The organism is Bacillus sp. BS98, from assembly GCF_008432245.1.
GTDB lineage: Bacteria > Bacillota > Bacilli > Bacillales > Bacillaceae_G > Bacillus_A > Bacillus_A toyonensis.
This window is the reverse complement of the sequence record NZ_CP043830.1, coordinates 2,093,223-2,114,572: the sequence shown is the minus strand read 5'-3', so window position 1 is coordinate 2,114,572 and position 21,350 is coordinate 2,093,223. Positions and strand designations below refer to the sequence as shown.

Below are 21,350 nucleotides of genomic sequence, written 5' to 3'. Positions count from 1 at the left end.
GCTTTCGCTGAATTTTGAGGTGAGGGTCTTACTGTCCGTTAATGCGGGATAAAAAAGCTACTTGAAATATATTTTCAAGTAGCTTTTTTATTACTCTGCTAAATACATAAATCCAATTGCCCCCGGACCTGTATGAGTACTAATAATAGGCGTTGTATAGAAAATTTCTGATTGAGTAAATCCACTCACTTTTTCCACAGCTGCTTTCATACTTTCAGCTAAAGGAATTGCTTTTGCATGCGGAATCGCAACAGCTTTTACAACTTTTCCTGCTGTATCTTGCTCAAATAACTTAGCTAACGTTTTTACAATTTGGCCTTGACTGCGCACTTTCGTTACAGGGTTATAAACACCGTCTTCAAGGCTAGCAATTGGCTTTATATTAAGTAGCGAACCGATAAACGCTTTTCCTTTACCGATACGTCCACCCTTCACTAAGTTTTCTAATGTATCTACCACTACATATAAACGAGTATTCTTTCTCACTTCATCTACACGTTTTAAAATTTCTTCTAGTGAGCGTCCTTCATTTGCCATTTTTGCAGATTCTATTACTTGATATGCTAAAGCATGTGTAATAAATTGTGAATCAACAACTGTTACTTTTGTATCAGTCATCGATGCAGCACTATTTGCAGTCGCAACAGTACCACTCATTCCACTTGTCATATGGATAGAAAGTACTTCACTTCCATCTTCACCTAGCTTGTCATACATTTCTACAAATGTACCCATAGCTGGTTGTGATGTTTTTGGTAGTTCCTCTGATTTAATCATTTCTTCAATAAACTCATCAGGTTGTAAATCAACGCGATCTAAATATGTTTGTCCATTTACAGAGATTGATAATGGTAGAACATGAATGTCATACTTCTCGATTACATCTTGTGATAAATCTGCCGTTGAATCTGTTACAATTTTAATTTTTTGCATACTATCCTTCTTCCCTTTCCAATACGCTCTCCTTGTTATTATACTAGCATTCCTAATGCTTTCAACAATTTCGAACGAAATTTCATCAAATTAATTATATTTTTATACCTAAAATAAAAAGACAGAGTATTCCTGACTCTGTCCTGCTCTAATTTATGCGTTTTTTTCAAGGGTATTTGTTTTATATACATTTAAATAATCATTCCACTTCAAACATTTTTGTAAATATTCACGGAAAGAATACGAAAATCTTGGGTGCTTTTGTTTTTGAATTTTTGCAATAAATAATTGAAGACGAGACTGAATTAGAAACGATAATGGATGCTGCGCCTGTAGGACAGGGATTTCGAATATTTTAATACAATCCCCTGTTGAATGAGTGAAATAAAAACTTTTCGTAATCACAATATCAATCCTCTTTTTCATTGGATTTTGAACTTCCTCTACTTTACGCTGTAACACGTTGTTTAAAGTGGAGACTCCTTTGAATACAAAAGTATCCTTAGATGATCCCTTTAGTCCTTATGGTTAGTAGATTTATTCTCTATTCATCTCCACCTAATCCATCCCCCGTCCTAATTATCACGTGAGACGAGAATCTCGTTATCCGTAAATTGCTTAATACATTCAGTATAAACTTATAAAGGTGCAAAGTTTGTCTAAATTTTGGAGATTCTATTATTTTTTTCTTCTTTATATTGTATACGTTTATAGCCATAGTATAACAAATAATTAAAAAAGTGCCTTTATAACGAGGCACTTTTCGACTGTATTTCTTCTTCCCTTTTCTTTTTTCGCTTACTAACAATCTTTGATAAGGCAATACTAATTTCATAAATACAAATAAGCGGTACCGCAACTAAACTATGAGATAAAAAATCTGGCGGTGATATACACGAGGCAATGATAATCAATGCTACGTAAGCATACCTTCTTATTTTTATTAGAAACTCCGCCGTAAGTATGCCAATACTCGTTAAAAACATTACCACTACAGGTAATTCAAAAATCACAGCAAATGGAACTGTTAAATTAAGTACAAAATGAAAATACTTTTCTGTCGTAAACATCGTATTAAACATTTCATTACCTATCGTAGTTAAAAAATGAAATAAAAACGGCATTACAATAAAATATCCAAAACTTAAACCTGCAATAAATAATATAGACAATACCGGTATATACATTACAGTCATCTTTTGTTCATTTGGATGTAAACCTGGTTTTACAAATAACCAAATTTGTATAGCAGCAAAAGGAATTGTACAAACGATAGCAAATACTGTAGCAATCGAGAAAAAAATCCACAATACATCACTTGGACCGAGAACAGTTAATTTCATTGGTAAATCTTTTACAAGCCAAAAATAAATATCCTTCGTAAAAGTAAATCCAATAATTAAAAATAATACAAAGGATAACACTGTATAAATTACTCGTTTTCGAAGCTCAACGATATGTTCTACTACACTCATTTCCCGATCTTCCATCTCGTTCACCACACTTTACTTATCCATTACGAGGAAAATCCATTACATTTTTTCTTTCTTTTCCTTCTCTTGAAATGCGTCATCAGTCAATTCTTTCGTTGATTTTTTGAATTCTTTTAACGTTTCCCCTAAAGCCTTTCCGATTTCCGGCAATTTTTTAGGCCCAAATAATATTAGTACAGCTACTAAGATTAAAATTAACCCTGGAAAGCCAATATTTGAAAACATTTCCCCATCCCCTTTATTAGTAGATTTCTTGTCCTACTATTGCATAATTTTATTTTGTCAAAAAAGTTTGAAAACGTCAACAAATCCATCGTCTTTTGTCAAAAAAATTCAAAAATATAATCAATTATACAAATTTCATTTTCTATTGCTCTTGTGTATGATATGGTAAGGGAAATGACATATTATTTTATGATAGTAGAAAGGATTTGCATTATGACTGAAAAAATGACACGAATGACACATTTTGTGAAAGAAGAAATTGCAAATGCAATAACACATGGTATCGGTGCCATTTTAAGCATCCCTGCCTTAATTATATTAATTATTCATGCGTCTAAACATGGTACTGCATCTGCTGTTGTTGCATTTACCGTTTATGGTGTAAGCATGTTCTTACTGTACTTGTTTTCAACGTTGCTACATAGCATTCACCATCCAAAAGTAGAAAAATTATTTACTATTTTAGATCACTCAGCCATCTATTTATTAATCGCTGGCACATATACTCCTTTTCTACTCATTACACTTCGTGGACCTTTAGGTTGGACGTTACTCGCAATTATATGGACACTTGCAATTGGCGGTATTGTCTTCAAAATTTTCTTTGTACGCCGTTTTATAAAAGCATCAACTTTATGTTACATCATTATGGGCTGGCTCATAATCGTTGCTATTAAACCACTTTACGAAAATCTAACTGGACATGGTTTTTCACTACTTTTAGCAGGTGGCATTTTATATTCAGTCGGGGCAATCTTCTTCCTTTGGGAAAAGCTACCTTTCAACCATGCCATTTGGCACCTCTTCGTTTTAGGCGGTAGTGCAATGATGTTCTTCTGTGTACTCTTTTACGTCTTACCTGCAGCGTAATAAAAAAGGTTTCAGCTTGATGAAAGCTGAAACCTTTTTTATTACTTATGTAATTGTGATGCGATAACATCCTGTGTATGCTTCGTTAATTCTTTAATATCCATATTCGCATACTCTTCAGGTGTAATCGGCTTAGAAATCGTTACTGTTGCATGAGCTCGTTTCATACGATTTCCATTCGCTTCAAACATTTTATATGTACCATCTAACGTTACAGGTAAGATTGCTACACCAGATTTTACTGCTAGGTGAAAACTACCAGCTTTAAACTCTCCAATTTCGCCACCCTTACTTCTCGTTCCTTCAGGGAAAATTACGATAGAATGTCCATTCTTTAATAGTTCAATTCCATCTTTAATCGCTTGAAGAGATTGACGACGATCATTACGAACCATAAATACACAATTCATAAGTTCCATCCAAGTTGGTACAACTGGAAACTTCTTAATCTCTGCCTTTGAAACGAATCCAATTGGTTTATTTAAGTAACCTAGTAAAACAGGAATATCCATATTACTTTGATGATTACTTACAACTAGTACCGGCTTGTCTTTCGGAACATTTTCAAGCCCTTTTACTTCTACTGCCCCACCAGCAACACGTACCATTTTTTTACCAAACCAATTTGTCGTTTTATACACAGCACTATCTTTTTCTTGCGGTGACATCGTATTTACTTGTTTTTTAAGACGCCACATTCTCGGTGTAATCGCAATTACAATTAAAATTAAATAAAAGATTTTAAAAAACGTTTGAATCATACAGAACCCCCACCTATTATCATTCCGACCTTCATTATACTAGACAAACGAAGGAAAAAGAAGAAAAAATGTCCAAACAACAAGTGTTTGGACATTTTTAAGTATTCTATATTAGAAACGTTTTGCTAATTCACGTGCGTTAGCAATTGCTGCTTCTTTAATTTCTTGTGCTTTTTCAGGATTAGCATTCATACCTTCAACTGCAATATATTCAGTTTCATTTACACCGATGAATCCTAATACTGTTTTCAAGTGATTACGACCGAAGTCTACAGCTGCGTATGCTCCTTCAGAATAAACGCCACCTGTTGCTTGAATGTGAAGTGCTTTTTTGCCTTCTAATAAGCCAACTGGACCATTTTCAGTATATTTGAATGTTTTACCTGCGATTGCTAAGTTATCTAAGTATGCTTTTACTACTGGTGGATAGCTAAAGTTCCACATTGGAGTTACGAATACATAACGATCTGCATGCATAAATGTTTCTAAGTTTGTGTTCATTGCTGCAACTTTTTGTTGTTGAACTTCTGTTAAAGTTTCAAAGCCTTCACCTGCTGCAAATTTACCCCAAGCAGCAAATACATCTGCATCAATTGCTGGTACAGTCGTATTGAATAAATCAACTGTTACAACTTCGTCTTGTGGATGCTCGTTTTTATAAGCTTCGATGAAAGCTTCTCCTACTGCCATTCCGAAAGAACCTTCTGCTGAATTTGGATTTGCTGTGATAAATAGTACTTTTGTCATTGTATTCTCTCCCTTTAATTTTATCTTTAATTTGAGATTTATAATTCGAAAGTAAATAACTTACCTTATGTAAGTATAATACAAAATCTCTCGCTTCATGTCAATAAAAAATAGCTACTTTTTTTTCGTAAGTTAATAAGTTGTTTTGTAATCTATAAATTATATATTTCCATTTAAAATGTTAACTAAATAAAAAACTACCTCCATATTTCATGGAGATAGTCCTTCATCAACCTTTATTTTTGAAAAATATGTTTCACTTTTTCAGCTGGAATGTTACTTCCACCTCTACCTTTTACATCTTCAATCATCATTGTAATGACCATATCAGGTGCATTTAAATCAAATGCAGCGAACCAGCCTAGTTCTTTTCCTTCGGCCTCTTTAGATACTTTTAATTCCGCTGTACCTGTTTTTCCAGCAAGGGTCATACCATCAATTTTAGCAATTTTCCCTGTACCATCCGGATCATTAATTACTTTAGTCATAGCAGTTTTTAATATATCCTGATTTCCTTTTGAAATGACATTTTCTTTCCAAGCTTTTGGTTGTTTATCTGTTTTAATGATATATGGTGACGGAATTGTTCCATCATTTACAATTGGCGCATATGTTAAAGCTAGATGAAGAGGAGTCATTAACACTTGTCCTTGACCATATCCTGTATCTGCCATTTGAATATCATTTTTAATACCATCATTTGCGATTTTAGAAGCTGGGAATCCATATTCAATTGGTAATTTCTCATCGAATCCGAATTTTTTCGCTTCACTCATAAATTTATCTTTTCCGATTTTCAAAGCTTCTTGTGCGAAGTAAATATTATCCGAATATTTCATTGCCTTATCCAAATCAATCGGATTTGCATCTTTCACACGTGTTACGTAATAATTGCCCCAAGAAGAATCTTTTGTCCATTTCAATCCTTCAATTTTCAATTCTTCTTTTGGATCAATCGTTTTCGTTTCAAGACCGATTGCAGCTGTAATTGGCTTAAATACAGAACCTGGTACCGATAATTGTGTAAATCGGTTCGTCATCGGTTTTTTCGGATCATTATTCCAAGCTTCACGTTGTGCTTTCGATGTTCCTCGTGCAATTAAATTAGGATCATATGCTGGACTACTTACGAGTGCAATTGTTTCTCCACTTTTCGGATTAATTGCCGCACTTGAACCAGCTTCGCCCTTCATTTCATTATACGTTTTTTCTTGAACAGCACTATCGATAGTTAAAGTTACATTTTCTCCATCAACAGCTTCTGTTTTTGCTAAATTTTTAATTTCTTTTCCTTGTGCATCTTCTACAAAGACACGGCCACCTTTTTTACCGCGTAGCTTTTCTTCCAATACTTGCTCTAATCCAGCTTTACCAACTGGCTCATCAGCTTGGTAGCCTTTCTTTTGTAGCGTTTTTAAATCTTCAGCATTTATCTTTCCGATATAACCAGTTAGATGAGCTGCCGCTTCCCCTAACGGATATGTACGAACATTTACAGGTTTTGTTGCAACACCAGGTAAATCAATATACGTATTTTGCGTTGCCCCTTCAGGTAAAATTCCAATTGGTACAAGATACCCTGGTTTTACCCATTTAGCAGTTAGTTTTTGATCAATTTCTTCTACAGACATATTTAACAACTTAGCTACTGCTTCTTTCGTTTGCGGAGCAGTTTCATCTAATTTTTCTGGAACGATTCCGATCTCAGAAGCTTTCCCATTCGTCGCAAGACCTTTTCCATTACGATCGTATATTTCACCACGTTTTGGCTCCGTCGTTTGCATACGCACTTTACTATCTTTTGTCATGCCAGGGAAAATGAAATCAGGTGTCCAATCTATTTTCCAAGATTCTTTATCTCCATCTTTTTCTTTCACCATTTTTGCTTCATGACCAAAAGTGATTTTACCACCAACTGTATCCATGCTTACTTTAAAAGGAACAGGGCCTTCATCTTTTTTATCTTCTTTTACTTCCCCTGTTTCTACCTTTAAGTCTTTCACTTCAATACCAGAATAAATTTTTTCATATTTCTCAGTAAACTCTTTCTTGGAAATATCTTTTTTTGCATTTTCTGATAATTGATCGTACATATCTGCAAATTTTTGTTTATTCCATGATTTCACATATGTATCAAACGCTTCTTGTGGTTTTTCTTCTTTACCACATCCAACTAACATGAATGTTAAGCAAAGAAAAAGAATCCCCCATATTTTTCTCAACTGATTCTCCTCCTCTTTCTATATTAATACTTTTGAAAATTTTAGCATTTTTCACATGCTACCTTTCATTATAGCACTATTGAATACCATCTATAAACTTACATTTATAAATACAAATAAAAAAAATTGATGCGAATACTCACATCAATTTTTATTATTATTGTTGTTTCTCGTATACATGGTAATAATACGTATACGGATTTTTTTCATCCGTTAAACCTTTTTCTACAAAAATCTCTTTCCAATTTGTCATATCCATTTCTGGGAAGAATGTGTCTCCTTCAAATGCGTGGTGGATTTTTGTTATATATAACTTGTCTACATACGGTAAAAAGAGATCATAAATTTGCGCTCCGCCAAAAATAAAAATCTCTTCTTCATTTTTACATAGTTCAAACACTTCTTCTACAGTATGAGCTACTTCGCAGCCTTCTACATGATACCCTTCATTACGAGTTACAATAATATTACGTCTTCCAGGCAATGGTCTACCAATTGCTTCATAGTTCTTTCTCCCCATAATAAGTGGATGACCCATCGTTGTTTTCTTTACATACTGTAATTCACTCGGTAAACGCCAAGGTAAGTTATTATCTTTACCAATTACTCTATTCTCGTCCATTGCGACCATAAATGAAACAATCATCTTGTCATCTCCTCTACAATTACACTGCAACCGGTGCTTTAATCGCTGGGTGTGGATCATATCCTTCAATCGTTAAATCTTCCATCTCAAAATCAAACACAGATCTCACATCTGGATTTAATGTAAGTTTCGGGAACGGACGTGGTTCACGTGCCAATTGTTTTTCTACTTGTTCAAAATGATTCGTATAAATATGCGCATCTCCAATTGTATGAACAAATTCTCCTACTTCAAGACCACATTCATGTGCAATTAAATGTGTTAGTAGTGAATAACTTGCGATGTTAAATGGAATTCCAAGGAAGATGTCGCCACTTCTTTGATATAGCTGACAAGAAAGTTTTCCGTCCGCTACATAAAACTGGAATAGCGTATGACAAGGCGGTAATGCCATACTCGGTACGTCTTCAGGATTCCAAGCAGAAACGATTAAGCGACGTGAATCTGGCGTTTTTTTAATCATTTCAATTACATCTTTTAGTTGATCCAGTGTTTCACCAGCCGTCGTTTTCCAAGCACGCCATTGCTTGCCATATACGTCTCCTAAGTAGCCATATTTATTCGAAAAATCATCATCTTCTAAAACATTCTTTTTAAATAGGTCCATTTGCTCATCATATTGCACTTTAAATTCCTCATCTTGTTGTGAGCGAAGACCGAAATCTGTCATATCAGGCCCAGTATACTCGTCACTTTCTACCCAGCTCTTAAATGCCCATTCATTCCAAATGTTATTATTATGCTGCAATAAATAGCGAATGTTTGTATCACCTTTCATAAACCAAAGTAGTTCACTTGCTACAAGGCGAAATGGTACTCTCTTTGTGGTTAATAAAGGAAATCCTTTACTCAGATCAAAACGCATTTGATATCCAAATACAGATACAGTTCCTGTCCCTGTACGATCTTCTTTCTTCGTACCGTGCTCCATTACATGGCGGCATAAATTTAAGTATTCATATTCAGCATGTTTCATATGTAGAAAAACCTTCTTTCAATCTTATATGAAATTTATCATAACATGAAAAACAACAAATTTAATAATCTTGATAAATAAAAATTATTTTCAGTAATTCTTACAAAATTATTAACTTTCCATATTTAAAAAGGTTTTCATTTTCTATTACCGAAAGTATAGTGCGGTAGGACAAAATTTAAATTTGGAGGTTAGAATTATGTCTAAAATTGAAACTCCTGTTATGACTTCGTTACAAACTACGGTTGAAAAAATGATGAAGGATTTAAAAGTTCCTGGTGCTGCTGTAGCTGTTATAAAAGACGGTGAAGTTATTCTTTCAGAAGGTTTCGGCTATCGAAATATAGAAACAAAAGAGGCTGTTACACCGAGCACCCGGTTCGCAATCGGTTCCTCAACGAAAGCTTTTGGCACACTTTCATTAAGCTTGTTAGCACAGCAAAAAAAGTTTAATTGGGATACTCCTGTCCAGTCTTATATACCTAACTTCTCTTTATGTGAACTACTTGCTACCTCACAAGTTACAGGACGGGATTTAGCCTCTCACCGCACTGGAGTGAGTCGTCATGATGCTCTTTGGTACAGCTCTTCCTTATCTCGAAAAGATCTCGTTGAAAAAATAAAACATTTACCACTTGATGCACCGTTCCGAACAGCATTTTTATATAACAACTTAATGTATGCGACAATTAGCTGCATTGTTGAAAACATTACAAATCAAACGTGGGAGCAATACGCTACAGAACATATTTTAGAACCTTTAAATATGAGGCATACAAACTTCTCTGTTACAGATTCACAAATTACAGAGGATTATGCTTTACCTTACATTGAAAAAGACGGTGAAATAAAAGAAGTTCCATTCCGTAACATCGATACAGTTGGCGCTGCTGGGTGTATTAATTCTACAATTGAAGATATGGTAAATTGGGTACTTCTTCACTTAAACAAAGGAAAGTTTGGAGATCATGAATTAATCTCCTCTGAATTATTACAACAAATGTATACACCACACAATTCAATTCCAGATCAACCAGTTCTATCACTCCCTGAATCTCCATTAAATAGTTACGGCCTCGGTTGGTTTATTAGCGCTTATCGTGGTAACAAAGTGATTCATCATGGCGGTAATATTGATGGATTTTCGGCACTTGTTTCATTCATGCCAAAAGAAAATGTAGGTCTTGTCATTTTAACGAATGCTGGAGGCACATTACTTCCTACTTATCTTGCTAACCAAATTTATGACGAGCTACTTGAATTAGAAGGCATCGATTGGCATAAACGTGCTGTAGAAGATACTGAAAAAATGAAGGAAATGATGAAAGAAGCAACTGAATCCCTTCCTGAGCAAATTAAAGGGACTACACCTTCTCACAAATTAGAGGATTATACTGGTACTTTCGAACATCCTGCATACGGAACATTACAAGTATACAAGCGAGATGATTCATTATTTGTGCAATTCATGGAAATGGACATTCAATTAACACATCATCATTACGACGTCTTCTCTGCAAAAGTTGACTTATTCCGAATGAAAATGAGTTTATTATTCGCTTATGAAATGAGTGTGAGTGGTGAATTTCCATCCCTTCAGTTACATGTGCCAGCTACGTTAAGTACTCAGTCGCTTATATTTAAGAAAATTAAATAAGTATTTTGATGGTAAAAAATAAAGATAGGTGCGAATTACACCTATCTTTTCTATTTCATATCAATCTTATCTGATTGAAACCAAATCGGCTTCGATAACTCAAAGTTATTATGATCCTCTAAAACTATAGTAAGACGCTCTAACATATCATCTAACATATGCGGTGCTGCTCGTAATGTCCAGACAACTGATGAGAAAACTGTCATGCCGACGTACACCGCATATAATTTCCAGAACTCCTCTGGTATTCTCCTATTAAAGTATCCTTCTATTTGTCCGATTGAATACGGAATACTAATGTCTCTTGCAAATAGTGCAATTTTTACAAAATCATGAAGTGGGTCGCCCCAGTCATAACCATTAAAATCAACAACACCTACATATTTCCCATCCCGCACAATTATATTTTCTAAATGAAAATCATCGTGTTGAAATCGATTTGGGCGGTTTTGTACATACATTTCATTTTCATCTATAAACTTAATGATTTTATCATCATTTTTTATTTTTATTCCGCATGTTTTGTATGCCTCTAAATATTTTCGATGTTTTTTCATGGCTCTTTCATACCATGGAAGTATACCCTTAGGAGCTTCATATGTATGCATTTTTGCTAAATCTTTTCCTGCTTCTATACCAATATCATATTGTTCTTTTAGTGTATATGTAGGCAACAATTTTTTCGCATCTTCTCCTTCTATATACGAAAAAACACCGTAGCATAAACCTTCTTCTTCCAACAAACCCATTTCAATTGGCCTTTGTGCTTGCACACTACGTTTTTGCATTTCATTTAAAATTTGAAACTCTATTTTCTTTCTTTCAAACTCTTTTATATCGCCTGTCCGTAACAAATACTTTTCATCTTTAATAGTCGTAATGATATATTTTTTATCAGGTGAGAAACCTTTAGAAATTTCTTCAATATTTGCTGCATCCTTTACTATTTGTATATTGTTTTGCCGTGCTGCAATTGTCTTCATGTTTATTCCCCTTACATTTCTACATTTGGTGTATACGCTACTTCTATAATAAATCCATTCGGATCGTAAAAATCAACCGTATAGTATCCGTCCGAATAATGATTCATTTCTATCGGACCACGTATTACCTTCACTTTTGTACTAGCAAGAAAATCTGCTACTTCATCAACTATTTCTCTACGAGTAGCTTGATAACAAATATGTCTAGGCCCTAAAGTCCTTACAATTTCCCCGCCCACCTCTTTAAAATATATTTCACTTTCTCCCGTACTATATGCTACTTCATTTAACTTTCTCCATCCAATTATCGAAAACAATTTATCATAAAAAGAAATAGACTCCTCTAAATTCGCGACCCAAAATTCAATATGATGAATACCTGCTCGAAGTGTATTCATATTAAGAATGTGCCCCTTGTACGACTTGTACAATTTCCATAGGCGTATGAACCATATAATCTGGTGCATCTTTTTCTACTGTTTCAATGACATCATATCCCCAAGATACCCAAATTACGTTCACACCAGCCTTTTTACACGCTGCTACATCTCGCTGTTCATCACCGACATATAACATTTCTTGCTCTGTTATTTTTTTTGATTTTAAAAACCTTTTTATCATTTTGTCTTTACCGAACAAATTTTTAGAACAATACACTTCTTGAATATTTTCGATACCATTATTATGTAAAAACGCTCGAATATGCTCTTCTGAGTTAGAGGATATGACGGCAATCCCGTAGCCTTTTTTATGTAATTCATCTAATACATCCTTCATCCCATGGAACAAAACGAGATCTTTTATAGCTGGTTGATATAATTTATAAAACTCTAACGCTAATATCGGTAGTTTATACAGTGGTACATCGAGTTTTTTACATCTCTCGGGCATCGTTAATTTACGTAAATGCTCAATTTCTTCTTCCCTTACTGTTTTATAACCATGCTTTTCAGCTATTTGATTATAGATCGGTACAAATATATTTTGTGAATCTACTAATGTGCCATCAAAGTCAAAAACAATATATTTTTGCATTTCCATACTCCCTTTTCTTCTTTTTTCCTAAACATATGTTATTCAACAACATAGTTGTCTTACCCTTTTATCAACAAAAAAAGAACAAGATTTTCTCTTGTTCTTTTTAAGAAAGCCATTTTGGCGGTACATTCGTATTCCAATAAATATTTCCTAGTTCATGATGTCCAGAGTATCCATCATCAAAACGATGATAATGGAAATTGAAATAATAACCATCTTGCGGTGGATGATCTCTTCTTACATGAAATCGTAGTAAGTCATTTCCAGATTTCGTATCGTAAACGTGAAAAATCTTTTCATTATTTCCACCAGCGGGTTTCTGAGAAATCGATAATGATTGCAACGACTCCTCTGGAACATCATTTGCAAGCTCAGCAATTGCCTCTTCAATTTTCGGTAATATTACATCTTTAAACTCATCTTCAATTACTGGACCAATTTTAGTTCCAAACTTTTGCATCGACTGCTTCTCTGCTTCTTGCATTGCATAAGTAATAAAAGTATCGGTGGTTAACCTGTCATTCGTTTCTTCATATGTATAGGACGTACTCTCCAAATTTTGTTGCCCAGCTGTACTCGTAGGCTTGTCCGCAGCTTTGGCATTATCAAGCAATATGGAAGGAGGCGTCACTAAACCAAATGTAAATACGGTAATTAATGCGACTAAGGTTTTTCTAAACCAATTTGGCATTTATGTTCCCTCCCCTTTCACTCATTATATTTTATCCCGCATTAACGGGTAAGCAAGACCCCCACCACCTCAAAATTCAGTGAAGGTAAAAAAGTTAGGCAGGGGATCAACTGCCCGTATAAGCCCGATTGGTGAAGGCTAATAATCAGTGGGGGATGAAGAACCCCCCCCACTGATTAAAGTTTCACTTTATATAACGGTTGTTTCTTCTATTATACAAAATGATTGTAATTTTTGCACTTTACAATTTTGTTAACGTTCACATATTTTTCACTTGAATATGAAATTGTAAGATTTCATACAATAAAATACAACAACAATAAGGAGGCGACCAAATGACTTTAGATGTCATGTATTCCGCCGCAAGCATACTCGTTTTAGTATATTTTATTTATCAATGTGTGACAGATTAGAAAAAGAGCCATTTTCGGCTCTTTTTCTATGGTAAAAATACAATCCAACCAATCCATACTATAAAAATAATCCCGGCAATTACAGCTGGTAATAAATAAAAATGAAGAAGTATAACTATTTATATATCATTATAAAATATTTATTTTCATAGCAGGAAAAAACATTTTTTAACAGAATATTAAATGTTTGATTACATTTTATTGGAGTGAATAATATGTCTTTTCAAATTCGTGAAGCGACGATAGATGATATAGATGCACTTTGTTCTTTAACGAAAGAATTAAAAGGTTCCTCTATTTCCTATGAAGATATGAACAACCGCTTGCAATTCGTACAAATGAGTCCTTTTGATTTTTTATATGTTTATGTGGAAGAAGAAACTATATTTGGATTACTCGGGTTTCGTATACGCGAAAATTTAGAAGATGTAACTCGTTATGGAGAAATTTCAATTATTAGCGTCGATTCTACAATACGGCGGAAAGGCATTGGACAAGTGTTAATGGATTATGCAGAACAATTAGCAAAGAAGCATCATTGCATTGGAACATGGCTAGTTAGTGGAACAAAAAGAGTAGAAGCACATCCTTTTTACAAAAAATTAGGTTATGAAGTAAATGGATATCGATTTGTAAAACATTTTTAAACTACTTTTTACTTGAAGGGACTATAAATATGACAAACATTAAAGCAATTTTCATTGATCGTGACGGTACAATTGGCGGCGACACTACAATACATTACCCTGGTTCTTTTACATTATTCCCCTTTACAAAAGCAGCTCTGCAAAAAATAAAAGCTCAAAATATAAAAATTTTCTCTTTCACAAATCAACCAGGTATCGCGGATGGAATAGCGACTGTAGCTGATTTTGTACAAGAATTAAAAGATTTCGGTTTTGATGATATTTACGTTTGTCCTCACAAACATGGTGATGGTTGTGAATGCCGTAAACCAAGTACAGGCATGCTTCTAAAAGCAGCGGAAAAACATGGGCTTGATTTAACACAATGTGCTGTAGTTGGTGATCGTTGGACTGATATTGTGGCAGGTGAAAAAGTGAATGCGACAACAATATTAGTACGAACAGGCGCTGGATACGATGCTTTACATACGTACCGAGACAGGTGGGCACATATTGAGCCAAACTACATTGCAGAAAACTTTGAAGATGCAACAAACTGGATATTAAATCAACTATAATACAATTTAAAAGAGACGTTTTCATTTTGAAAACGTCTCTTTTAATCTTACATTTTTTAAAATGTTAATTCATAATGGAAATAACGATTATCTCTTAAATAACCATTTTCAGCGTATAATCGCTGTGCTGATAAATTATCAATCTCTGTTTGTAATTTTACACCTTTTGCGCCATTTTCTAATGCGAATTTTTTAGCAGCTTCTAATAATTTTTTACCTGTTCCAGTTCCGCGCTTCGCGGCTTGTACAAACAGATCATTTAAAATCCATAATTCTTTCATTGAAATGGAAGAAAATGATGGATATAGTTGCGTGAATCCAATATATTCACCGTCTTCAACTGCTACGAAAATAACGGATTCTTTTCTCTCGATACGATTTTGTAAAAATACTTTTGCACCATCTAAATCGGAATCTTGTCGGTAAAACATACGATAGTTATTAAAAACTGATGCTAGTCCATCTAAATCTGCAATTGTTGCCTCATATATTCTCATTTTACTCCATTCCCCTTCCAATACTGTCTCATTATATCCGTTACCCATTTAGGCTGTAGAATTTCTTCTTTCGGCATAAATTCTTTCATTACCGGCTTTATATCCAATATAGGGGTGCCATCAATAGCATCTAATCCCTCAACAATAATTGATTTACCGTCTCTTTTTATCACTTTTACAATTGTTACACCTAAGCGATTCGGGCGATTTTTCCCGCGCTGTGCAAAAATGCCTACTTTAGGATAATCATTATTATTTCTAGGATGTCTAGCAACATATTGAATTTGTTCATCCGTTACTTTATGAAAATAAAAAACAACTTCAATATGAGAAAATTCTTCAATCCCTTGTATACTTTCCTCTGTATACAATTCAGTTAAAGTAATACAGGATCTTACTTCTCCCCATTCGTCATCTTTTATTTCCTTTCTTTCATTATGTACAAATGCGATTGGTTGAACTGAAAACATACGCATCCCCCTTAAATGTAACCACTTACATTATAAAATATTTTCTGAATGTTTTCCACATACACGAACTAAGTTTACATAATATAATTATAATCTATTTCCTAAAGACACATTTACTGCTTCCATTGCATGTATAACAGTTGTATCAAATATCGGAACTAATACGTCTTCCTGCTTTATTAATAATCCTATTTCTGTACAACCTAAAATTATTCCCTGTGCTCCTTTTTGCACTAGCTCTTCTATGACTCTTTTATAATATTCTCTAGATTGCGATGTTATTTTTCCTAAACATAATTCTGTATAAATTATTTCATTTAATTTTTCTCTATTTTTTTCTACTGGCACTATTACTTTTATATTATTCTCTTCTATACGTGACTTATAGAAATCTTGCTCCATTGTATATTTCGTTCCAAGTAGACCAATCGTTTGAATACCTTTTCTTTTAATTTCTTTTGCAGTAGTATCAGCAATATGTAATACGGGGATGTTAATATTCTCTTTTATTTTCTCCACTACTTTATGCATTGTATTTGTGCAAATGATTATAAAATCTGCTCCTCCCTTCTGCAATGAATACGCCGCATTCCCTAATACTTCTCCTGCTCCATCCCAATCCCCGTTAGACTGGAATCGTTCAATCTCTTCAAAATCCACACTATTAATCAAACATTTTGCTGAGTGTAATCCCCCTAATCTACTTTTTATCTCTTCATTTAAAATTCGATAATATTCCGAAGTCGATTCCCAACTCATACCACCTATAAGCCCTATCGTTTTCATATATAACACACCTACCTAAACTTTTTTCTAAACTAATAACAATGTTTTATTATGTATATTATACACAATAAAACAAGACTTTAAGTTTATAATATAAAGTCTTGTTTTAACTATTTCCAAGGAAATTTTATGTGAATATTCTGAAATTAATTCCCTAATGTTTTTATAGAATCTTCATATTGATAATTAAAACATTGTCGATACAACTGTTTAATTTCATTATAAGAAGGAACTCGCGGATTATTTCCTGGGCTACCACTTTCAATTGCATCCGAGGCCATTTTTGAAATAGCATTTTCAAATTCAACCTCACCGATTCCGTATTCTTTTAAATTTGGAATACGAAGATCAAAACAAAGTTTTTTTATTTCCCTCAGCGTATAATCGGCTACTTCTTCATCACAATAGGAATACATATCTTTATTTAAACAACATCCAATTTCCGCTAGTCTTTTTGTTGCACTCACTTTTGTATATTCTAAAACTGTAGGTAATAGTATTGCATTTGATATACCATGTGGTACATGAAATAACGCCCCTACTGGTCTTGACATTCCATGAACTAATGTAACTGATGCATTTGAGAATGCAATTCCAGCTTGTAATGAAGCGATCATCATTGCTTCCCTTGCTTCCATATTACCTCCATCTTCATATGCAATACGTAAATATTTCATAATACTTTCAATAGCCGAAAGAGCAAGTACATCTGTAAGTGGTTGAGAAAATTTAGAAATATATGCTTCAATTGCATGGCATAATGCATCTATACCTGTCGCTGCCGTAATATGAGGTGGTACCGAACTTGTTAATATCGGGTCAATAATCGCTACTTGCGGGGTAAAACTCGGATGCTTCATCATCATTTTTACATCTGTTTTTTTATTCGTAATTACTGCTACACTTGTTACTTCTGACCCAGTACCTGAAGTTGTTGGAATTGCAATGAGTGGTAGTGGATCATTTTCTATTTCAACATCTTTTTGGACGTAATATTCAATTGCTCCACCATTAGTATATAACACCGCTACTGCTTTCGCAGCATCAATACAACTTCCACCACCAATACCGATAATAAAATCACACTTTCCTTCTTTACAAATCGTTAACGCTTCTAATACGTGTAAATTTGTAGGCTCAGCATTCACTTTATTATATGTAATAACAGTAATCCCTTTCTTATTTAGCTGTTTTATGCACCTTTCAACATACCCTAATTTCTCCATAATTGTATCAGTAACTATAAAAGCTCTTTTCCCAAACTTCTTTGATTGTTCCCCCAGTTTTTCAATCGAATTTCTTCCATATAGTACAGACTTCGGCATACGAAACTCAGCAACTTCTTGCAAATACTCCACCCCTTCTTACCCTTATTAATGTTTAGTTTATAAAATATCAACTAAATAAACCTTTACAATTCATATAGTATCTATTTTTAATAAATTCCTGTAATAGTATAGAATGCGATAACTAAAAACACAGCAAGCGTTTTCAAAACTGTAATAGCAAATATATCTTTATATGACTGTTTATGTGTTAAACCTGTTACTGTAAGAATAGTAATAATAGCGCCGTTATGTGGTAATGTATCCATTCCTCCTGATGCCATTGATACGATACGGTGCATAACTTCTAATGGGATATCAAATTGATTGGCTGCTGCAATAAATTTATCCCCCATCGCACTTAAAACAATCCCCATTCCTCCTGATGCAGAACCTGTAATACCGGCTAAAATATTCGTCGTTACCGCTCCATTCACTAAAGGATTTGTGAACGTTGCAGAAATGCCATCTCTCATAATTGCAAAACCTGGAAGTGCTGCAATGACACCACCGAAACCAAATTCCGCTCCAGTGTTCATTGTTGCAAGTAGTGCTCCACCTATACTTGTATTCAATCCAGCTTGAAATCCTGTTACTACCCGTTTCCAGTATAATAAAAGAGTTGTTAAAATTCCTATTATAAGTGCCAATTCTACAGACCATATTCCAACTACCGCACTCAATTCTACTTTTCCAAATGCTTTCATACCAATTGCTGAAAAGTCAAAACCGTTCGGATACCACTTCGGTATCATAATAGTAAACACTTTATTCATTACACCTACTAAAATAAGTGGTATAAAAGCAATAAGTTGTTGTACCTTCGTAATTTCTAAACTATTTAACAGCGGTATTTCTTTCTGCTCTAATTCCAAAGATGCTGCCATTTCAGTATTCCCATCGTTAAAACCAAAATACCCTTCACCTGCCGCTTTTGCCTTCTTACGCCTACTCTCTAAATATAATAAACCTAACGTGAGAACAAAAATTGCCCCTACAATACCAAGTATCGGTGCAGCATAAATATCCGTTTTAAAAAATGTTGTAGGTATTACATTTTGAATTTGTGGTGATCCAGGGAGCGCATCCATTGTAAATGTTACTGCTCCAAGGACAATTGTTCCAGGTATTAAGCGCTTTGGAATATTAGCTTGTCGAAAAAGCTTAGCTGCAAACGGAAATATAGCAAATACCACTACATATACACTAACACCACTATATGTTAAAATAGCACCCATTAAAACAATCGCTAAAATTGTACGTTTTTCTCCAACCAACTCTACAATCGTCTTTGCAATAGAATCAGCAATTCCTGACATTTCTACTACTTTCCCAAAAATTGCTCCAAGTAAAAACACCGGGAAATATAGTTTAATAAACCCTACCATTTTCTCCATAAAAATATTAGAAAAGAAAGGTAATACAAAACTAGGTTCTGTCAAAAATACCGCAAATAATGCAAAAATTGGTGCAAATAAAATAACAGAAAACCCTCTATAGGCTACAAACATAAGTAAGCTAAGTGCTAATAATATAATAACTAGCTCCAATTATACCCCTCCTTTAAACTGAAAATTCAATCTTTTATTGATAAACTTCTACTAATCTTTCATTTCTGACATCCCTCCTCTAATTCATACAAATTTTTCATACTAAAATGTCTAATTATACATATTCGATTACATATGAAAAATCCCTTTAAACAGAAACGATTTCATCGTCATACGTTATAAAGGGATTGTTAGTCTCTATTTTTATTTTTTTATTAAACTATTTTCTATACAAAAATGGTGTAGTTCTTCTATATCCTTCGCTATATGGGTCGAACTAACTTCAATCAACTCATTTTCACTACCATAGCCATATAAAACGCCAATTGAAGCAATTCCATTATGATTTGCACCTATTATATCGTGCTTTCTATCTCCAATCATAACAACTTCCTCTTTATTAAGTCCTTCATTCTGAAGTAAAATATGTGCAATTATTTCTTCTTTTTTTATTCTTGTTCCATTTAAATTACTTCCAATGATATCTTCAAAATAATTCGTTAGTTGAAAATGCTCTATTACTTGTCTAGCAAAAATAGTAGGCTTTGAAGTAGCTATAAATAAACGATTTCCGTTATCTTTTAATTGTTTTAGGAGATTTGGAATACCCTCGTATACACTATTCTCCAACAACCCACGTTGCTTTAAATATTCCCTGAAATAAAAAACAGCTCGTTCAACTTCTCCTTCATTCATATTATATCTCTCTACGAATGATTGCTGAATAGGAGGACCAATAAATGAATCTAACTCACTTACATGTAATTCTTCAATTCCAACCTTTTCTAACGCGTACAAAACTGAATTTACAATCCCCTTTTTAGGATCCGTTACTGTTCCATCTAAATCAAATAAAAATGTTGTATACATATTTAATCCCCCACTCATCCTACTTTACATGTAATACTAAAGGTTTTTTTACTACTCTACCTCTACTATACTACCATTATTTGTTTTTTCAAAAAAATCACTTTTTCTATGTTACATAGTTTCGGTTACATTAGACGGATAGATATGATAAAGTAAGAAAGTTACAATTAATTCAATAGAAACTGGTGAAACAAATGTCAATTACGTTAATTTTTATAATGGCTTTCACAATTGTCATCCACGCAGTCGAAACTAGTTCTTATAGTATTCGATTAGCTGGTGTTCGTTTAAAAAAGATTGTCGTTGCCTTATCTGTCGTAGGAATGGTATTACTTATTTCAAGAACTTCAAATTTACTACAAGCCTTTTTAATTGGCGGGATTGTCGATGAAGCAAAACGAGATGCTTCTATTAATTTAGAGCATACTATACGACTTGTACTATTATCTGCTTCCATAGGTACATTACTTGCGATTATTCTTTATCCAACTTTGACAAAACTATTTGGATATGTCATTCAAAACTTTGAAACAGATGGTTCTTTCATTCGAATGATGAAAACAAATAACATTCAAAAATTAAAGTACACAAAAAAATATGTGCGCTTTCCAAGATTTGAAATGATTCATAGATTGCGTATCGGTGGTATTCCAAAGCGTATTATGCTTATTAACATGTTTGCTACTGCAATTTATACAGCAGGTGTTCTTTCTGCCCTTTATGCTTCTTTTCTAAATCCAGATTACGCAACAAATGCAAGTACAGCTTCTGGCCTTGTGAATGGTTTTGCTACTATTTTATTAACAGTATTGCTCGATCCACGCATTGCTCTATTAACAGAGCGTGCTTTACAATCAGAAAATGGTGCTGAATCTATGAGTAAAATGTATGGTTGGTTAATGATATCTAGACTTCTCGGTACTTTACTCGCACAACTGTTGTTCGTACCAGGTGCTTACTGGATTTTATGGATTATTGAACTGATGCATTAAT

At 33.9% G+C, this 21,350-nt stretch carries 24 protein-coding genes; 5 read left to right on the top strand and 19 right to left on the bottom strand.

Features of this window, described 5'->3' with window-relative positions; translation table 11 throughout:
- Positions 1-90: 90 nt before the first annotated feature.
- The 4 genes from F0362_RS11050 to F0362_RS11035 form a co-directional block, all read right to left on the bottom strand.
- Positions 91-933 carry a DegV family protein gene (locus tag F0362_RS11050; RefSeq protein ID WP_001169476.1) on the bottom strand — a complete coding sequence of 281 codons (843 nt, stop codon included), beginning with the start codon at positions 931-933 and terminating at the stop codon, positions 91-93.
- 153 nt (positions 934-1,086) lie between these two features.
- Positions 1,087-1,338: a DUF2535 family protein gene (locus F0362_RS11045; RefSeq protein WP_000629011.1), complete on the bottom strand. Its 252-nt coding sequence runs from the start codon at positions 1,336-1,338 to the stop codon at positions 1,087-1,089.
- 341 nt (positions 1,339-1,679) lie between these two features.
- Positions 1,680-2,423 (bottom strand): twin-arginine translocase subunit TatC, encoded by a 744-nt coding sequence (tatC, locus tag F0362_RS11040; protein ID WP_000390131.1) that lies wholly within the window; start codon positions 2,421-2,423, stop codon positions 1,680-1,682.
- 42 nt (positions 2,424-2,465) lie between these two features.
- Positions 2,466-2,651, bottom strand: coding sequence for a twin-arginine translocase TatA/TatE family subunit (locus tag F0362_RS11035; protein WP_000492443.1), 186 nt, complete (start codon positions 2,649-2,651; stop codon positions 2,466-2,468).
- Between the two features lie 213 nt (positions 2,652-2,864).
- Here F0362_RS11035 and F0362_RS11030 point away from each other — a divergent pair, with 213 nt between their 5' ends.
- A complete protein-coding gene (locus F0362_RS11030; RefSeq protein WP_000136879.1) occupies positions 2,865-3,521 on the top strand; it encodes a PAQR family membrane homeostasis protein TrhA in 657 nt (218 codons plus the stop codon).
- A 41-nt stretch (positions 3,522-3,562) separates the two neighbouring features.
- On the opposite strand, the gene F0362_RS11025 is transcribed toward F0362_RS11030, so the two are convergent.
- From F0362_RS11025 to F0362_RS11005, 5 genes are all read right to left on the bottom strand, one after another.
- Positions 3,563-4,282, bottom strand: a complete 720-nt coding sequence (locus tag F0362_RS11025; protein ID WP_000616571.1) for a lysophospholipid acyltransferase family protein — start codon at positions 4,280-4,282, stop codon at positions 3,563-3,565.
- 111 nt (positions 4,283-4,393) lie between these two features.
- Positions 4,394-5,029, bottom strand: a complete 636-nt coding sequence (locus F0362_RS11020) for an FMN-dependent NADH-azoreductase (protein ID WP_000170037.1) — start codon at positions 5,027-5,029, stop codon at positions 4,394-4,396.
- Between the two features lie 236 nt (positions 5,030-5,265).
- Positions 5,266-7,251, bottom strand: a complete 1,986-nt coding sequence (gene pbpC, locus F0362_RS11015) for a penicillin-binding protein 3 (protein ID WP_001227253.1) — start codon at positions 7,249-7,251, stop codon at positions 5,266-5,268.
- A gap of 157 nt (positions 7,252-7,408) precedes the next feature.
- The gene (locus F0362_RS11010; protein ID WP_000637202.1) at positions 7,409-7,897 is read right to left on the bottom strand and encodes a dihydrofolate reductase; all 489 of its coding nucleotides are present in this window, start codon (positions 7,895-7,897) and stop codon (positions 7,409-7,411) included.
- Between the two features lie 19 nt (positions 7,898-7,916).
- Positions 7,917-8,873 carry a thymidylate synthase gene (locus F0362_RS11005; protein WP_000679622.1) on the bottom strand — a complete coding sequence of 319 codons (957 nt, stop codon included), beginning with the start codon at positions 8,871-8,873 and terminating at the stop codon, positions 7,917-7,919.
- Between the two features lie 199 nt (positions 8,874-9,072).
- Here F0362_RS11005 and F0362_RS11000 point away from each other — a divergent pair, with 199 nt between their 5' ends.
- Complete coding sequence (locus F0362_RS11000; RefSeq protein WP_000034328.1) at positions 9,073-10,530, top strand: serine hydrolase; 1,458 nt, start codon at positions 9,073-9,075, stop codon at positions 10,528-10,530.
- A gap of 50 nt (positions 10,531-10,580) precedes the next feature.
- Here F0362_RS11000 and F0362_RS10995 read toward each other — a convergent pair whose 3' ends face one another.
- The 4 genes from F0362_RS10995 to F0362_RS10980 form a co-directional block, all read right to left on the bottom strand.
- A complete protein-coding gene (locus tag F0362_RS10995) occupies positions 10,581-11,513 on the bottom strand; it encodes an aminoglycoside phosphotransferase family protein (protein ID WP_000848159.1) in 933 nt (310 codons plus the stop codon).
- Between the two features lie 11 nt (positions 11,514-11,524).
- Positions 11,525-11,911 carry a VOC family protein gene (locus F0362_RS10990; protein ID WP_001094654.1) on the bottom strand — a complete coding sequence of 129 codons (387 nt, stop codon included), beginning with the start codon at positions 11,909-11,911 and terminating at the stop codon, positions 11,525-11,527.
- A gap of 1 nt (position 11,912) precedes the next feature.
- Positions 11,913-12,548, bottom strand: coding sequence for an HAD family hydrolase (locus F0362_RS10985; RefSeq protein ID WP_001174982.1), 636 nt, complete (start codon positions 12,546-12,548; stop codon positions 11,913-11,915).
- Positions 12,549-12,654: 106 nt separating this feature from the next.
- Positions 12,655-13,242 carry a YpjP family protein gene (locus tag F0362_RS10980; protein WP_001134417.1) on the bottom strand — a complete coding sequence of 196 codons (588 nt, stop codon included), beginning with the start codon at positions 13,240-13,242 and terminating at the stop codon, positions 12,655-12,657.
- Between the two features lie 628 nt (positions 13,243-13,870).
- Here F0362_RS10980 and F0362_RS10975 point away from each other — a divergent pair.
- The gene (locus F0362_RS10975; protein WP_000009785.1) at positions 13,871-14,302 is read left to right on the top strand and encodes a GNAT family N-acetyltransferase; all 432 of its coding nucleotides are present in this window, start codon (positions 13,871-13,873) and stop codon (positions 14,300-14,302) included.
- Between the two features lie 29 nt (positions 14,303-14,331).
- On the top strand, positions 14,332-14,859 hold the full coding sequence (locus F0362_RS10970) for an HAD-IIIA family hydrolase (protein WP_000181774.1): 528 nt from the start codon (positions 14,332-14,334) through the stop codon (positions 14,857-14,859).
- 56 nt (positions 14,860-14,915) lie between these two features.
- On the opposite strand, the gene F0362_RS10965 is transcribed toward F0362_RS10970, so the two are convergent.
- The 6 genes from F0362_RS10965 to F0362_RS10940 form a co-directional block, all read right to left on the bottom strand.
- Positions 14,916-15,356: a GNAT family N-acetyltransferase gene (locus F0362_RS10965; protein WP_001223858.1), complete on the bottom strand. Its 441-nt coding sequence runs from the start codon at positions 15,354-15,356 to the stop codon at positions 14,916-14,918.
- The gene (locus F0362_RS10960; RefSeq protein ID WP_000493241.1) at positions 15,353-15,826 is read right to left on the bottom strand and encodes an SAM-dependent methyltransferase; all 474 of its coding nucleotides are present in this window, start codon (positions 15,824-15,826) and stop codon (positions 15,353-15,355) included. Before F0362_RS10960 ends, F0362_RS10965 begins: the two co-directional genes overlap by 4 nt.
- 87 nt (positions 15,827-15,913) lie before the next feature.
- Positions 15,914-16,612, bottom strand: coding sequence for an aspartate/glutamate racemase family protein (locus F0362_RS10955; protein ID WP_000848589.1), 699 nt, complete (start codon positions 16,610-16,612; stop codon positions 15,914-15,916).
- Positions 16,613-16,758: 146 nt separating this feature from the next.
- Entirely contained in the window at positions 16,759-17,961 is a 1,203-nt protein-coding gene (locus tag F0362_RS10950; RefSeq protein ID WP_001158488.1) for an iron-containing alcohol dehydrogenase, read from the bottom strand.
- An 86-nt stretch (positions 17,962-18,047) separates the two neighbouring features.
- Entirely contained in the window at positions 18,048-19,487 is a 1,440-nt protein-coding gene (locus F0362_RS10945) for a GntP family permease (RefSeq protein ID WP_000424321.1), read from the bottom strand.
- 204 nt (positions 19,488-19,691) lie between these two features.
- Positions 19,692-20,357: an HAD family hydrolase gene (locus F0362_RS10940; RefSeq protein ID WP_000288768.1), complete on the bottom strand. Its 666-nt coding sequence runs from the start codon at positions 20,355-20,357 to the stop codon at positions 19,692-19,694.
- A 194-nt stretch (positions 20,358-20,551) separates the two neighbouring features.
- Here F0362_RS10940 and F0362_RS10935 point away from each other — a divergent pair, with 194 nt between their 5' ends.
- Entirely contained in the window at positions 20,552-21,349 is a 798-nt protein-coding gene (locus tag F0362_RS10935; protein ID WP_000028917.1) for a lipid II flippase family protein, read from the top strand.
- Position 21,350 lies beyond the last annotated feature (1 nt).